General features: G+C 64.7%; 11 protein-coding genes and 1 pseudogene. 10 read left to right on the plus strand and 2 right to left on the minus strand.

Going from position 1 to position 14,214, the window contains the following annotated elements:
* Positions 1–76: 76 nt before the first annotated feature.
* Positions 77–388, plus strand: coding sequence for a hypothetical protein (locus tag AB6804_RS14840; RefSeq protein WP_035969206.1), 312 nt, complete (start codon positions 77–79; stop codon positions 386–388).
* A gap of 201 nt (positions 389–589) precedes the next feature.
* Here AB6804_RS14840 and AB6804_RS14845 read toward each other — a convergent pair whose 3' ends face one another.
* Both AB6804_RS14845 and AB6804_RS14850 read right to left on the minus strand, forming a co-directional pair.
* A complete protein-coding gene (locus tag AB6804_RS14845; protein ID WP_370887076.1) occupies positions 590–847 on the minus strand; it encodes a hypothetical protein in 258 nt (85 codons plus the stop codon).
* 202 nt (positions 848–1,049) lie between these two features.
* Positions 1,050–1,451, minus strand: coding sequence for a transposase (locus AB6804_RS14850; RefSeq protein WP_035969202.1), 402 nt, complete (start codon positions 1,449–1,451; stop codon positions 1,050–1,052).
* Positions 1,452–1,874: 423 nt separating this feature from the next.
* Between AB6804_RS14850 and AB6804_RS14855 the strand changes: the two genes are divergently transcribed.
* From AB6804_RS14855 to truB, 9 genes and pseudogenes are all read left to right on the plus strand, one after another.
* A complete protein-coding gene (locus tag AB6804_RS14855; RefSeq protein WP_370887232.1) occupies positions 1,875–2,777 on the plus strand; it encodes a LysR substrate-binding domain-containing protein in 903 nt (300 codons plus the stop codon).
* Positions 2,778–2,937: 160 nt separating this feature from the next.
* On the plus strand, positions 2,938–4,110 hold the full coding sequence (locus tag AB6804_RS14860) for a pyridoxal phosphate-dependent aminotransferase (RefSeq protein WP_370887233.1): 1,173 nt from the start codon (positions 2,938–2,940) through the stop codon (positions 4,108–4,110).
* Between the two features lie 315 nt (positions 4,111–4,425).
* Positions 4,426–5,319, plus strand: a pseudogene (gene scpB, locus AB6804_RS14865) (SMC-Scp complex subunit ScpB); the annotation flags it as partial.
* A 175-nt stretch (positions 5,320–5,494) separates the two neighbouring features.
* Complete coding sequence (rluB, locus tag AB6804_RS14870) at positions 5,495–7,360, plus strand: 23S rRNA pseudouridine(2605) synthase RluB (RefSeq protein ID WP_370887077.1); 1,866 nt, start codon at positions 5,495–5,497, stop codon at positions 7,358–7,360.
* A gap of 364 nt (positions 7,361–7,724) precedes the next feature.
* Positions 7,725–8,183: a ribosome maturation factor RimP gene (rimP, locus tag AB6804_RS14875; RefSeq protein WP_035969196.1), complete on the plus strand. Its 459-nt coding sequence runs from the start codon at positions 7,725–7,727 to the stop codon at positions 8,181–8,183.
* A complete protein-coding gene (nusA, locus tag AB6804_RS14880; RefSeq protein ID WP_035969193.1) occupies positions 8,180–9,655 on the plus strand; it encodes a transcription termination factor NusA in 1,476 nt (491 codons plus the stop codon). Before rimP ends, nusA begins: the two co-directional genes overlap by 4 nt.
* Before the next feature lie 93 nt (positions 9,656–9,748).
* Positions 9,749–12,748: a translation initiation factor IF-2 gene (gene infB, locus AB6804_RS14885; RefSeq protein ID WP_370887078.1), complete on the plus strand. Its 3,000-nt coding sequence runs from the start codon at positions 9,749–9,751 to the stop codon at positions 12,746–12,748.
* Positions 12,749–12,844: 96 nt separating this feature from the next.
* Positions 12,845–13,222, plus strand: coding sequence for a 30S ribosome-binding factor RbfA (rbfA, locus tag AB6804_RS14890; RefSeq protein ID WP_035969188.1), 378 nt, complete (start codon positions 12,845–12,847; stop codon positions 13,220–13,222).
* A 3-nt stretch (positions 13,223–13,225) separates the two neighbouring features.
* Positions 13,226–14,167: a tRNA pseudouridine(55) synthase TruB gene (gene truB / locus AB6804_RS14895; RefSeq protein WP_370887079.1), complete on the plus strand. Its 942-nt coding sequence runs from the start codon at positions 13,226–13,228 to the stop codon at positions 14,165–14,167.
* The last annotated feature ends 47 nt before the right edge of the window (positions 14,168–14,214 follow it).

The raw sequence follows: 14,214 nt of genomic DNA on the forward strand, positions 1-14,214 counted from the left end.
CGCGTTTAGTCGACGTCGCGGGCTGTCTTGCGACCGTCACGAGCGTCGTCATGGCTGCACAGGAAGAAAGAACGAGATGACCACGTATTCCAACGAAGCCGTACTCGAAGCACTTCGCCGAGCCCAGTATCGTCAAGTTCCGTGGGCGAAGCGCCCCAACGTTTTCGACCGTCTTCGCGCCCTCGGGCTGCTCGAACTCGCGCGGCAGCGAACCGTCGCGCCGGCGCCCGGGTTCCACGCGCCAGTCGATATCGCCGTCGTCACCGAGCGTGGAAAGCAGGAATTTTCGCGGCTGTCGAGAGATGAGCGTTCAACCGACTGGGATTTGCGCCGTGCCGAGCCATACACGTTCGGCGGCCACGAAGCGATGCTCGAAGCGAGGATTTAGTCAGCGCCCCTGGACGGCGGGGACCGATCGGCGAACGGGTCGAGGGGCAGCGTCGTCGCTGGTGCAGGCGGTGAAGGTCGAAAAAAAGCCCGTATCCTGGGGATACGGGCAGACCGGATATCGCTGTTGCCATGCTGTGCTCATGGCATAAGGTGTGACTGATGCCGGCGCGCGTGGTTCCGCGATAATGGACCGGCGCAATCAGTGTTGCGGTGAGCGTTCCTCGCGATCGTTGTCCGGCCGAGCGCGGGCATTGCTCGCGATATCCCCGCGCAGGTCGCCGCGCGGCGCGGGCGGTGTCGCAACACGCGCGCGCGCTGCATTCTGTTGCGAAGCCGCCGACGTGTGGGCGCCCAAACGCAATTCCGATGATGCGAGCGGCGGCTGGGCCTGGCCGGCTGCCGCTACGCCGGCGAGCGCGAGCAGCGCGCCTCGGACGAGCAGAGTCGATGCCTTCATGGAAAGTCCTTCGAGTCCTCGTGGACGTGTTCATCCACTCCACAAGCTATGCCTCGTCGGATCGTGCCGCTGTAAGCAATGGTAAAGAGATGTATCGCGTAAAGCGCGCAGCGCTCGTGCGAGAGAAAAGAGTTACGACGCGCGCAGAGGAAGACAGACAGCCGTAGCCGGCGCGCACCCGGCTACGACCGAAGCAATTAAATCAGGCCATCTTCGCGGGCGCGCGCCAGGATTCCGGATTGGTCCAGAAAGCGCCGCGCAAGCGGTCACGGCTGGGCGGTGCGGGCGGCTTCACCGCGCTCGAACCGATGCGTCCGCGCAGCGAAACCTCGCGGCCATTGCTCGACAGCCGCTTCACGATTTCCGCGAGCGTGCCATCGGCTTGCCACTCGTCGAAGCGACGACGGCAGGTAGGCGGCGAAGGATAACGGCCAGGAAGCTTCGACCAGCCTTCGCCGGTCGACAATACCCACAGCACGGCGTTCACCACCGAGCGCGCTTCGACGCGCGGACGGCCGCGCCGTTCGCTACGCGCCGGCTCGGAACAGAACAACGCCTCGACCAGCGCCCACTCGTTATCTCTCAAATCGTCGAACAGCACCATATCTCACCTCAGCGAAGCTAACCCCGGTGCGCTGCCCCGCGCCGCGCACTCTGGTCGGAATCCGATGAACGAATACCAAGGAAAGGCCGAAGCGGCCGCGGCAGTGCTGCGAGATGTCCGCGTATGGCTCCGACCTTTGTGCGCAATGAAATGCGAGAACCGTGCCATGCGTATCGCGAAATCCCGGGAACCCGCATGGCAGTAGGCTGACGCGATGTCAGCATGGCCCGTATCAGACCCGAAACGGATTGATTAAGAAATCGGGACAATCACCAATCCTGTGCAGCAGGCCCATCTGCCGTGCGTTCAATGCGGATTGCTGCACCGCAGCGAAACCAGGGCCGATAAGCGAGCGGCGACGCAGCACCCCTATAATCCCGCATGAAAAGCGGCTATTGATGACTCTGTGTAATGAACGCGCCTCTGAACGTGACGTTGCGGCAACTGCGCGTCTTTATCGAAGTATCCCGGCTGCGCAGCTTTAGCCGCGCGGGCGATGAGATCGGCCTCACGCAATCGGCGGTCAGCCGCTGCGTGCGCGAGCTGGAAGGCGAGATCGGCCTGAAACTGATCGACCGGACGACGCGCGAGGTGCAGTTGACGGACGTCGGCGTCGATCTCGTCGGCACGGTATCGCGGCTGCTCGCCGATCTCGACGAAGCGTTGCGCGAGGTGCGCGATCTCGGCCAGCAACGTCGCGGACGCGTGATCGTCGCCGCAAGTCCGACGGTCGCGTGCCGGCTGATGCCGCGCGTGATCGCCTCGTGTCTGCGGCAGCATCCGCTCATCACCCTGAGTCTGCGCGATGACGTGCAGTCCGACGTGGTCCGCAAGGTCAAATCTGGCGAAGTGGACTTCGGCGTCGTGATCGGGCCGTTCGCTGCCGACGAACTCGAGTGCCAACCCGTGATGACCGATTCCTTCTGTCTCGTCGCGCGACGCGATCATCCGCTCGCGCAGGAGCGCGCCGCGCCCTGGGCGGCGCTCGCGGGCCAACGGCTGGTCATGCTCGACTATGCGTCCGGCAGCCGGCCGATCATCGATGCCGTCATGCAGGAGCATGGCGTCGACGCGCACGTCGTTCAGGAACTGGGTCATTCGGCGACCGTGTTCGGTCTCGTGGAGGCGGGCGTCGGCGTCAGTGTGTTGCCTTGGCTCGCGCTGCCGCTGCCGGCGGAGTCATCGCTCGTGGCGTTGCCGCTCGAGCCGCGTGCCGAGCGCACCGTCGAGCTGGTGCGTCGGCGCGACCGTTCGTTGTCGCCTGCGGCTGAATCGGTCTGGGCGTTGGTCGCGGGGCTGCCGGCGCGCGCGGAAGAACTGGAATGAGGCCGGAATAAGCCCGAAAAAACGCCTGAACGAGCGGCGGGCCATCTCGAAATCGACGCGGCCGCGGTAGACTTCGTTTTTTTCGACGGAGCGGGCGATGAGTGAATCGGAAGGCGCGGTGATCGTTGAATTGAGCGGCTTGACGGGCGCGCAGGCGGACATGCGCGGCGCTCCCAACGCGCGCGATGCCGTGCGGGCGCTGCGGCCTTCGCAGATCCGCGAAGTGGCGAACGCGGGGTTCGGCGTGCCCGATGTGCTGCCGTTCTGGTTCGGCGAGTCGGACCGCGTCACGCCCCCCTTCATCCGCGATGCCGCGAGCCGCGCGCTCGCCGATGGCGCAACGTTCTACACGCACAATCTCGGCATCGCACCGCTGCGCGGGGCGCTGGGGCGCTACGTCAGCGCACTGCACGGCGCGACGCCCGCGGAAAACATCGCGGTGACGAGCGCCGGGGTCAATGCGCTGATGCTGGCGGCGCAGCTCGTCGTCGGCGCGGGCGATCGCGTGGTCGCGGTGACGCCGCTCTGGCCGAACCTCGTCGAAATCCCGAAGATCCTGGGCGCGACGGTCGACACGGTCTCGCTGAGCTACGGCCCGCGCGGCTGGACTTTGGACGTCGAGCAACTGCTCGCTGCGCTGACGCCCTCCACGCGCATGCTGATGATCAACTCGCCGAACAACCCGACGGGCTGGACGATGACGCGCGACGAGCAACGCATCGTGCTCGAGCATTGCCGGCGGCACGGCATCTGGATCGTCGCGGACGAAGTCTATGAGCGGCTCTACTACGGCGCGGGCGCAACCGTCGCGCCATCGTTCCTAGACCTCGCGGCGCGCGACGAGCGCGTGATCGCGGTGAATTCGTTCTCGAAGGCGTGGCTCATGACAGGCTGGCGTCTCGGCTGGATCGTCGCGCCGACGGCCTTGATGGACGATCTCGGCAAACTGGTCGAATACAACACGTCCTGCGCGCCGTCGTTCGTGCAGCAGGCGGGCATCGTCGCGGTGGAGGAGGGCGAAGCCTTCACGCAATCGCTCGTCGCCGATCTGCGCGCAAGCCGCGATCACCTCGTCAGGGCGCTGCAAAGCATCGACGGTGTCGATGTCCGCGCCCCCGACGGCGCGATGTACGTGTTCTTCTCGCTGCCCGGTGCGTCGGACAGTCTGGCGCTGTGCAAGGCGCTGGTGCGCGAGGCGGGGCTCGGACTTGCGCCGGGGAGCGCATTCGGCGCGGAAGGCGAAGGTTTCGTCCGCTGGTGCTACGCCTGCGACCCCGCGCGACTCGACGAAGGCGTCGAACGCTTGCGGCGTTTTCTCGCGCAACGTGCGTGATGAGTGAGCGCCGGGGCAGGGAATCAATCACCTTTACGCCCCGGTTCTTTTTGCGTAATATGGCGCTCAGTCATGCGCTTTCGCCTAGGAAAGCGCCACCTCGTCCGGCTGGGATGGCCCGGCGATTCGCTCACCGATCGCCCATTGACGCCTCCCCCCGGTGCGTGCTCCCAATCAATATGACCGATCAATCGGGCGAGCGCGTCTGAAACTCCGCGTCCAGCTTTATCGCGTGCACCGCTGCGGTGCCGTTTGAATCCGCTCAGGCTCGATTTGAAATTGGATCATTGACCATACAGGGTTGACCCAAGCTGCATGAATACCCAAGAGGCGAAAATCGTCCTCGAGACCGCTTTGATCTGCGCGCAGGAGCCACTGCGGCTGAGTGAGTTGCGCAAGCTCTTCGCCGAAGACATATCGGCGGATACCGTGCGTACGCTGCTCGAAGAACTCCAGGCTGCATGGTCGGACCGCGGCGTCGAACTCGTGGCGCTCGCGTCGGGATGGCGCTTTCAAAGCAAGGCCGCCATGCGGACTTATCTCGATCGGCTGCATCCGGAAAAGCCGCCGAAGTATTCGCGCGCCGTCATGGAAACGCTGGCTATCATTGCTTATCGGCAACCGGTGACACGCGGCGATATCGAAGAGATTCGCGGCGTCACGGTGAATACGCAAGTGGTCAAGCAATTGGAAGATCGCGGATGGATCGAGGTGATCGGCCATCGAGACGTTCCCGGCCGGCCCGCGCTCTACGCGACGACCAAGCAGTTTCTCGACGATCTCGGCCTGACCGCGCTCGACGAACTGCCCGCGCTGGACAATCCGTCGTCGCAACTGGAAGCATCGTTGCTCGCGCAGCATTCGATCAATTTCCCGGATGGCGCGGCGGCGCAGGCGTCGCTGAAAGACGCCGCGAGCGAAAGCGGCGAGCAGGACGCGCAGGCAGCGCATATCGATCAAACCGCCGCAGAGGCAGCGGAAAGTAACGAAAAAGCCGGAACGGATCATGCGAACGTGGAGGGCGAGACCGCCGCTTCGTCGCTGACCGAATTTCGCGTGCAGCCGCTGAAGCCGGAGCACGAAGCCGCCGACGCCGGCAGCGCGGATGCGGCTCGCGAGGCGCACGGCGACGAACAGGCCGCACGCCCGTCGTCCGGCGTCGACCTGACCGACGACGATTCCGAAGAGGAACCGAAGGCGCGCCGCGCCTGATGCAATTGCATGGCCCCTGATTCACCCGGTCTTCGATAAAAGATTACGTCGAAGACGGAGGCCGGTCCGATCAGTGGATATTTTTGGCGCGTCCGCCCGGGCGCGCACTTCGACATTTGAGGTTGTTTTGACACACTCCCACGACAGCGATTCGCCCGAATCCGCGCGGCCCATGCATGCCGCGGACGCCCATGACCCGGCCGATGCCGGCGAACGCACGCGCAGCGACGAGAGCGCCGACGGCGACGATCGTCCGCGCCGCGGCCTGCGTCGCGGGCCGCGCAGTCTGATCGCGCGACGCCGCGCTGTCGCCAAGACCAAGGGCGCCGAAGGCGCGCCCGCCGCGCCGGGCGCGGTGACGGAAGCGCCGCCGGATGGCGTCGTGGTCGCGCAGGTGCGCATGCCGCGCAAGGACGCGAGCGCGAAGACGCCGCGTAACGCCGGCGGCGAGCCGCAGACCGAAAAGCAGGGCGAGAAGCCTGCGCGCAAACAAGGCGGGCGCAAGAACGCGCGTCCCAATCCGGGCGAGGCGGGGATCGAGGCATCGGGCGAAACGGCAGCCGCCGCACCACGCGAAGGCGGTCGTCGCAAGGCGCCCCAGCAGGCCCGCGACAAGCAGGACAAGCGCGGCAAGCGCAACGATGCGGGTCCGGCGACGGTCGAGAAGGCCGCCGCCGCTGCCGTCGACGACGTGTTCGCTTACGTGACGTCGCCCGCATTCGACGCGGACAACGGTTCTGGCGGCGTGCGTGCGCCGATGCTGCGCCGCGGCCGCAATGCCACCCAGCAAAAGCGCGTGCTCGAGCCGGACGACGACACACCGAAGCTCCACAAGGTTCTCGCCGATGCCGGCATGGGCTCGCGTCGCGACATGGAAGAACTGATCATCGCGGGGCGGGTGTCGGTGAACGGCGAGCCGGCGCACATCGGCCAGCGGATCATGCCGACGGACCAGGTGCGCGTCAACGGCAAGCCGCTCAAGCGCAAGCTCGCAAGCAAGCCGCCGCGCATCTTGCTGTATCACAAGCCGACGGGCGAGATCGTCAGCCACGCGGACCCGGAAGGGCGTCCCTCGGTGTTCGACAAGCTCCCGTCGATGAAAACGGCCAAGTGGCTCGCGGTCGGCCGCCTCGACTTCAATACCGAAGGCTTGCTGCTGCTCACCACCTCGGGCGATCTCGCGAACCGCTTCATGCATCCGCGATACAGCGTCGAGCGCGAGTACGCGGTGCGCGTCGTCGGCCAGTTGTCGGAGGCGATGAAGCAGAAGCTGCTGAAGGGCGTCGAACTCGACGACGGCCCCGCGAACTTCCTGCGCATTCAGGACGGCGGCGGAGAAGGCACGAATCACTGGTATCACGTCGCGCTGGCGGAAGGCCGCAATCGCGAAGTGCGCCGGATGTTCGAAGCGGCCGGCCTGATGGTCAGCCGCCTGATCCGCACGCGTCACGGTCCGATCGCGTTGCCGCGCGGCCTGAAACGCGGCAAGTGGGAAGAGCTGGAAGACAATCAGGTGCGCAGTCTCATGGAGTCGGTGGGCCTGAAGGCCCCGGTCGCCGAGAAGGGCGGACGCAGTTCGACGCCGCGTGTGCAGCCCGATCCGATGCAAACTTCGATGGGCTTCATCACGCGTGAGCCGGTGCTGAGTTCGCACCTGCGCATGGCGCAAACGCCGGTTCGCGGCGGGCGGCGCGGCGCGGCGGGCGGCATGCCGGGCGGGTTCGGCATGGGCAGCGGTTTCGGCGGGAACAGCGCCAATGCGGGCGGTTCCGGCCGGCGCGGTGGTCAGGAAGCGAACGGCAATCGCGCCGGCGGCGAGCCGAACGGCAACCGCGCGAACAGCGGCGGTCGTGGTCCGGGACAGCGCGGCGCTCGTCCGCAAGGCGGCCCGCAGGGTGCGAATGGCCCGGCGAAGCGCGCAAGCGGCAATGGCCCGCGCGGCGGCAATCGTCAGGGCGGCGGACAGCAGCCCGCTGCGACGCAGGGCAAGGCCGGCGCGGGTCGCGGCGGTCCGCGCAATCGCTCGCGCGGACGATGAAAACCTGTTCGTCGCCTGACCGGGCGACGGACCGGACCGGCCGGTAGCGGCGCTATCGGCCGAATTCGAAAGCGCGCAGCCCGCGCCATCGACACAAAGCAAAAAAGCATGCGATCCGGCGCGAAACAGTGCCGAACGCGGGCGTTACGTTTGCGTTTATCCCGAAAAATGGCTAAAATCACGAAGTCGCTGGGCACATAGTTTTCGCGCTGCCCGGGTGCGACCTCGGTTGAAAAAGATGGGCGTTGCGCCCATTTTTTTTTGGCTTTTTGGTTCGGCATCTCGGGAGCAGGGGTGCGCGCCCGGTCAAGGCGCTCGCCCGCAGGTGTTTCGCGGCGCGATGCGCGAACACCTTGGAGTTACTGTGCAACTGACGGAATTGATTGAAACCACGGTCTCGAGCCTGGGCTACGAGCTTGTCGATCTCGAGCGTTCGGGAGGCGGCATGCTGCGCATCTATATCGACCAGCCGGCCGGTATCGCCATCGAAGACTGCGAAAAAGTCACACGTCAGCTCCAGTACGTGCTCGAGGTCGAGAACATCGACTATGACCGCCTCGAAGTGTCGTCGCCGGGGCTCGATCGCCCGCTCAAGAAGCTGGCCGATTTCGAGCGCTTCGCGGGAAGCGAAATCGTCATCACATTGAAAAAGCCGCTGGACGGCCGCAAGTCGTTCCGGGGCATTCTGCACGCCCCGCAAGGCGAAAAGATCGAATTGGAATTTGAAGGGAAGGACGGCGCCGCAATGCTCGATTTCACGGTCGCGGACCTCGATAAAGCACGTCTCGTCCCCAAAGTTGACTTTAGGAGCCGCAAACAATGAGTCGCGAAGTTTTGATGCTGGCGGATGCGCTGGCGCGCGAAAAGAACGTCAACAAGGACGTGGTGTACGCAGCCCTGGAGGCTGCGCTTGCTTCGGCAACGAAAAAGCTGTTCGAGGAAGATGTCGATATCCGTGTCGCGATCGACCGTGAAAGCGGCGAGCACGAAACGTTTCGCCGCTGGCGCGTAGTGCCGGACGAGGCCGGCCTGCAAGAGCCGGATCAGGAAATCCTGCTGTTCGAAGCGAAGGAGCAAAAGGCCGACGCGGAAGTGGACGATTTCATCGAAGAACCGATCCCGTCGATCGAATTCGGCCGTATCGGCGCACAGGCCGCGAAGCAGGTCATCCTGCAGAAGGTGCGCGACGCCGAGCGCGAGCAGATCCTGAACGACTTCCTCGAGCGCGGCGAAAAGATCATGACCGGCTCGGTCAAGCGTCTGGACAAGGGCAATTTCATCGTCGAATCGGGTCGTGTGGAAGCGCTGCTGCGCCGCGACCAGCTGATTCCGAAGGAAAACCTGCGCGTGGGCGACCGCGTGCGCGCGTACATCGCGAAGGTCGATCGCACCGCGCGCGGCCCGCAGATCGAACTCTCGCGCACGGCGCCCGAGTTCCTGATGAAGCTGTTCGAACTCGAAGTGCCGGAAATCGAACAAGGGCTGCTGGAAATTAAGGCGGCCGCGCGCGATCCCGGCGTGCGTGCGAAAATCGGGGTGATCGCCTACGACAAGCGCATCGACCCGATCGGCACTTGCGTTGGCATCCGCGGTTCGCGCGTGCAGGCTGTGAGGAACGAGCTCGGTGGCGAGAACGTCGACATCGTGCTATGGTCGGAAGACCCCGCGCAGTTCGTGATCGGCGCCCTCGCGCCGGCAGCCGTCCAGTCGATCGTCGTCGATGAAGAAAAGCATTCGATGGACGTCGTCGTTGACGAAAGCGAACTCGCGGTCGCCATCGGCCGCAGCGGCCAGAACGTTCGACTCGCCAGCGAGCTCACCGGCTGGCAGATCAACATCATGACGCCGGACGAGTCGGCGTTGAAGCAGAACGAAGAGCGTGGCAAGTTGCGCGACCTGTTCATGGCGCGTCTCGATGTCGACGAGGAAGTTGCCGACATCCTGATCGACGAAGGCTTCACGAGCCTCGAAGAAATCGCCTACGTGCCGCTCAACGAGATGCTCGAAATCGAAGCTTTCGACGAAGACACCGTGCACGAGTTGCGCAACCGCTCGCGTGATGCGCTGCTGACGATGGCCATCGCCAACGAAGAGAAGGTGGAAGGCGTCGCGCTCGATTTGAAGAGTCTGGAAGGCATGGACAACGAGCTTCTCGCGAAGCTCGCGGAGCACCAGGTTCAAACCCGCGATGACCTCGCGGAGTTGGCAGTAGATGAACTGGTCGAAATGACCGGTATGGAAGAGGATGCCGCTAAGGCGTTGATCATGAAAGCACGTGAACACTGGTTCCAGTGAGAAATGACCATGGCGCACTGATATATCGCGGCCGGTTTGGCCGCATGACCCCGATCTAACCGCAAGGATTGGTCCTTGCATCAAGAGGAATGAATGGCGAGTAACAACGTAGCCCAATTTGCCGCGGAACTCAAAATGCCTGCGGGCGTCCTGCTCGAGCAACTGCAGGCGGCTGGCGTCCAGAAAGCGAGCGCGAATGACGACCTGTCCGAGACGGACAAGGCGCGTCTGCTCGATCATTTGCGCAAGTCGCACGGGTCCGCCGACGCCGACAAGCGCAAGATCACTTTGACCCGCCGGCATACGTCGGAAATCAAGCAATCCGACGCAACGGGTAAAGCTCGCACCATTCAGGTCGAGGTGCGCAAAAAACGTGTTTTCGTGAAGCGCGACGAAACCGGCGTCGAGCAGCCTGTCGAAACGCCCAATCACGTCGAAGAGCCGGAAGTCGACGAGGCCGAACTGCAGCGCCGCGAGGAAGAAGCGCGCCGCGCTGCCGAGCAGCTCGAACGCGAAGAGCGCGAGCTGAAGGAGCGTCAGGCCCAGCTCGAGCGCGAGGAAGCCGAGCGCCGCGCCCGCGAGGAAGCGGCCGAAGCCGAGCGTCGCAAGCAGGAAGCCGAGGCGGAACGCCGCGCGACGGCGGCGGCGCAGGCAGCGGAAATCTCCCGTGCGGCTCAGGCTGCACGTCAGGAGGCGCGTACGCCGGTCACCGCTGAGGCGAAGGCCGAGCCGAAGCAGGACAAACAAGACAAGCAAGACGACAGCGCTCAGCGCGCAGCCGCTGCTGCTGCCGAAAAGGCAGCGGAAGAGAAGGCCGCCACCGAGCGCGCCGCCCAGCGTGAAGCCGCGAAGAAGGCGGAAGAAGACGCCAAGGCGGCCGCTGCGAAGACTCGCATGGAGCAAGAAGCCATCGCGAAGCGCCGTGCGGCGGCGGAAGCCGAAGCACGCGCCATCCGCGAAATGATGAACACCCCGCGCAAGGCGCAGGTCAAGGCGCCGGAACCGGCCCCGGCTGCAAAGCCGGCGGAAGCGGCCAAGGCTGCCGAAGCGAAGGGTACGCTGCACAAGCCCGCGAAGCCGGAAGGCGCGCAGGCAGCGCGTCCCGCCGTGAAGAAGCCGGCTGCCGGCGCACCAGCGCCCGCAGCGGCGGCTCCTTCCGGCGACAAGAAGAAGGCCGGCGGCAAGGGCGGCTGGCAGGACGACGCATCGAAGCGCCGTGGCATCAAGACGCGCGGCGACACGAGCGGCGGCGTCGATCGCGGCTGGCGCGGCGGTCCGAAGGGCCGTGGCAAGCATCAGGATCAGACCACGTTCCAGGCGCCGACCGAGCCGATCATCCGTGAAGTGCACGTGCCGGAAACCGTTTCGGTGGCCGACCTCGCGCACAAGATGTCGGTGAAGGCTTCGGAAGTCATCAAGGTGATGATGAAGCTCGGCCAGATGGTCACCATCAACCAGGTGCTGGACCAGGAAACCGCGATGATCGTCGTCGAGGAACTGGGCCATCGCGCGGTTGCGGCCAAGCTGGACGATCCGGAAGCGCTGCTGACCGAAGGCGAAACGACCGAGGAAACGGCGGAGCGTCTGCCGCGTCCGCCGGTAGTGACCGTGATGGGTCACGTCGACCACGGCAAGACGTCGCTGCTGGACTACATCCGACGCGCGAAAGTGGCGGCGGGCGAAGCGGGCGGCATCACGCAGCATATCGGCGCTTATCACGTCGATACGCCGCGCGGCGTCATTACCTTCCTCGACACGCCGGGTCACGAAGCCTTTACGGCAATGCGTGCGCGCGGTGCGAAGGCCACTGACATCGTCATTCTGGTGGTCGCAGCCGACGACGGCGTGATGCCGCAGACGAAGGAAGCAATCGCTCACGCGAAGGCGGGCGGCGTACCGATCGTCGTCGCGATCAACAAGATCGACAAGCCGGACGCCAACCCCGACCGCGTAAAGCAGGAACTCGTCGCGGAAGGCGTGGTGCCGGAAGAGTACGGCGGCGATTCGCCGTTCCTCGAAGTGTCGGCGAAAACCGGCCAGGGCATCGACGATCTGCTGGAAAACGTCTCGCTGCAAGCCGAAGTGATGGAACTGACCGCGCCGGTCGAAGCTGCCGCGAAGGGTCTCGTCATCGAAGCGAAGCTGGACAAGGGCAAGGGTCCGGTCGCAACCATCCTGGTGCAGTCGGGCACGCTGAATCGCGGCGACGTGGTTCTGGCGGGCAGCGCCTACGGCCGCGTCCGTGCAATGCTGGACGAAACCGGCAAGCCGACGAAGACCGCAGGTCCGTCGATCCCGGTGGAAATCCAGGGTCTGTCGGAAGTGCCGGCGGCGGGCGAAGAAGTCATCGTGTTGCCGGACGAGCGCAAGGCGCGCGAAATCGCGCTGTTCCGTCAGGGCAAGTTCCGCGACGTGAAGCTGGCGAAGCAGCAAGCCGCCAAGCTCGAGAACATGCTCGAGCAGATGGGCGAAGGCGAAGTGCAGAACCTGCCGCTCATCGTCAAGGCGGACGTGCAGGGCTCGCAGGAAGCGCTCGTGCAGTCGCTGCAAAAGCTGTCCACCGGCGAAGTGCGCGTGCAGATCGTGCACAGCGCGGTCGGCGCGATCAGCGAGTCGGACGTCAACCTGGCAACGGCGTCGAAGGCGGTCATCATCGGCTTCAACACGCGTGCGGATGCGCAAGCCCGCAAGCTGGCCGAATCGAACGGCATCGATATCCGCTACTACAACATCATCTATGACGCAGTGGATGAGGTGAAGGCTGCGATGTCCGGCATGCTCGCGCCGGAGAAGCGCGAGACGGTGACGGGCATGGTCGAAGTGCGCCAGGTGATCCGCGTGCCGAAGGTCGGCCTGATCGCGGGCTGTATGGTGACGGACGGTTTCGTCAAGCGTTCCTCGTCGGTGCGCGTGATCCGCAACAACGTCGTCATCCATACGGGCGAGCTCGAATCGCTCAAGCGCTTCAAGGACGACGTCAAGGAAGTGCGTCAGGGCTTCGAGTGCGGTATCTCGATCAAGAACTTCAACGACATCGTCGAAGGCGATCAGCTGGAAGTCTTCGAAGTGACGGAAGTGGCTCGCACGCTGTAACGCATCAATACGCTGAGCCTCGAGGCGGAGCGGGCCAAACGGCTGGCTCCGCCTTTTTCTTTGGCGCGGCGGCAAGACAGAAAACGGAACAAGATCATGGCTAAAAGACGGACATCCGCGAACCGCAACGTGCAGATTGCGGATCAGATTCAGCGAGATTTGTCGGAGTTGATGCGCGAGGTGAAGGATCCGCGCGTCGGGATGGTGACGATTCAAAGCGTCGAACTCACGCCGGACTACGCGCACGCGAAGGTCTATTTCACGACGCTAACGGGCGATCCGATGCAAACGCAGGAAGCGTTGAACCACGCGGCCGGCCATTTGCACAACCAGTTGTTCAAGCGGCTGCACATCCATACGGTGCCGACGCTGCATTTCCACTATGACCAGACGATCGAAAAGGCCGTCGAGATGTCGCGCCTGATTGACGAAGCGAACGCGACGCGCGCAAAGGACGACGAGGAAGGCGCCTGAGCGATGACCGCTTCGAAGAACCACGCCGCCCGGCCGAAGCTCGTGCGCCGCGCGCTCGATGGCGTGCTGCTGCTGGACAAGCCGCTCGGGCTGTCCAGCAATGACGCGCTGATCAAGGCGAAGCGCATTTATCTGGCAAAAAAGGCGGGTCACACCGGCACGCTCGATCCGCTCGCGACCGGCCTCCTGCCGCTTTGCTTCGGCGAAGCGACCAAGTTCTCGCAAGACCTGCTCGACGCCGACAAGACCTACGAAGCGACGATGCGTCTCGGCATCCGCACGGCGACGGGCGATGCCGAAGGCGAAGCGGTGGAAACGCGCGAAGTCGCGTGCGACGAAGCAGCCGTCGAAGCGGCGATGACGCGGTTCATCGGCGATATCGTGCAGATTCCGCCGATGTATTCAGCGCTGAAACGCGATGGCAAGCCGCTCTACGAATACGCCCGCGCCGGGCAGACGGTCGAGCGCGAAGGCCGCCAAGTGACGATTCACGCTCTGAAGATGATCGCGTGCGCGCTGCCGCTCGTGACCTTTCGCGTGACGTGCAGCAAGGGCACCTATGTGCGGACGCTGGCGGAGGATATCGGCGAGGCGCTGGGTTGCGGGGCTCATCTGACGGCGCTGCGTCGCACGGGCGTGGGCGCGTTGACGCTCGAGCATGCGCTGACGCTGGACGAACTGGCGGAACTGGACGAAGCGGATCGCGACGCGCGGCTGCAGCCGGTGGACGCGCTGTTGTCGACGTTTCCCGCGGTGCGGCTCGACGACGAAGCGTGCCGCCGGTTTCTGCATGGGCAGCGGCTCAAGCTGGCCGAAGTGTCGCCGGATCACATCGAGGCGGGCCGCGTGCGCGTCTACGCGCAGGCAGGCGGCCGATTGCTCGGCGTGGCAAAAGCAGGCGAAGGCGTGCTCGCGCCGGAGCGCCTCGTCGTCACGGCAAGCTAAGCACCAAAGAAAAAGCCCGGAATCGCAAGATTCCGGGCTTTTTCACG

It is taken from the genome of Caballeronia sp. RCC_10, from assembly GCF_041360715.1.
Classification (GTDB): Bacteria; Pseudomonadota; Gammaproteobacteria; order Burkholderiales; family Burkholderiaceae; genus Caballeronia; species Caballeronia grimmiae.

What these genes read in the sequence shown, in the direction of transcription:
- AB6804_RS14840 (WP_035969206.1), top strand. Translation starts at nt 77, where the DNA reads ATGACCACGTATTCCAACGAAGCCGTACTCGAAGCACTTCGCCGAGCC.
- AB6804_RS14845 (WP_370887076.1), bottom strand. Translation starts at nt 847, where the DNA reads ATGAAGGCATCGACTCTGCTCGTCCGAGGCGCGCTGCTCGCGCTCGCC.
- AB6804_RS14850 (WP_035969202.1), bottom strand. Translation starts at nt 1,451, where the DNA reads ATGGTGCTGTTCGACGATTTGAGAGATAACGAGTGGGCGCTGGTCGAG.
- AB6804_RS14860 (WP_370887233.1), top strand. Translation starts at nt 2,938, where the DNA reads ATGCGCGGCGCTCCCAACGCGCGCGATGCCGTGCGGGCGCTGCGGCCT.
- rluB (WP_370887077.1), top strand. Translation starts at nt 5,495, where the DNA reads ATGCATGCCGCGGACGCCCATGACCCGGCCGATGCCGGCGAACGCACG.
- nusA (WP_035969193.1), top strand. Translation starts at nt 8,180, where the DNA reads ATGAGTCGCGAAGTTTTGATGCTGGCGGATGCGCTGGCGCGCGAAAAG.
- infB (WP_370887078.1), top strand. Translation starts at nt 9,749, where the DNA reads ATGGCGAGTAACAACGTAGCCCAATTTGCCGCGGAACTCAAAATGCCT.
- rbfA (WP_035969188.1), top strand. Translation starts at nt 12,845, where the DNA reads ATGGCTAAAAGACGGACATCCGCGAACCGCAACGTGCAGATTGCGGAT.
- truB (WP_370887079.1), top strand. Translation starts at nt 13,226, where the DNA reads ATGACCGCTTCGAAGAACCACGCCGCCCGGCCGAAGCTCGTGCGCCGC.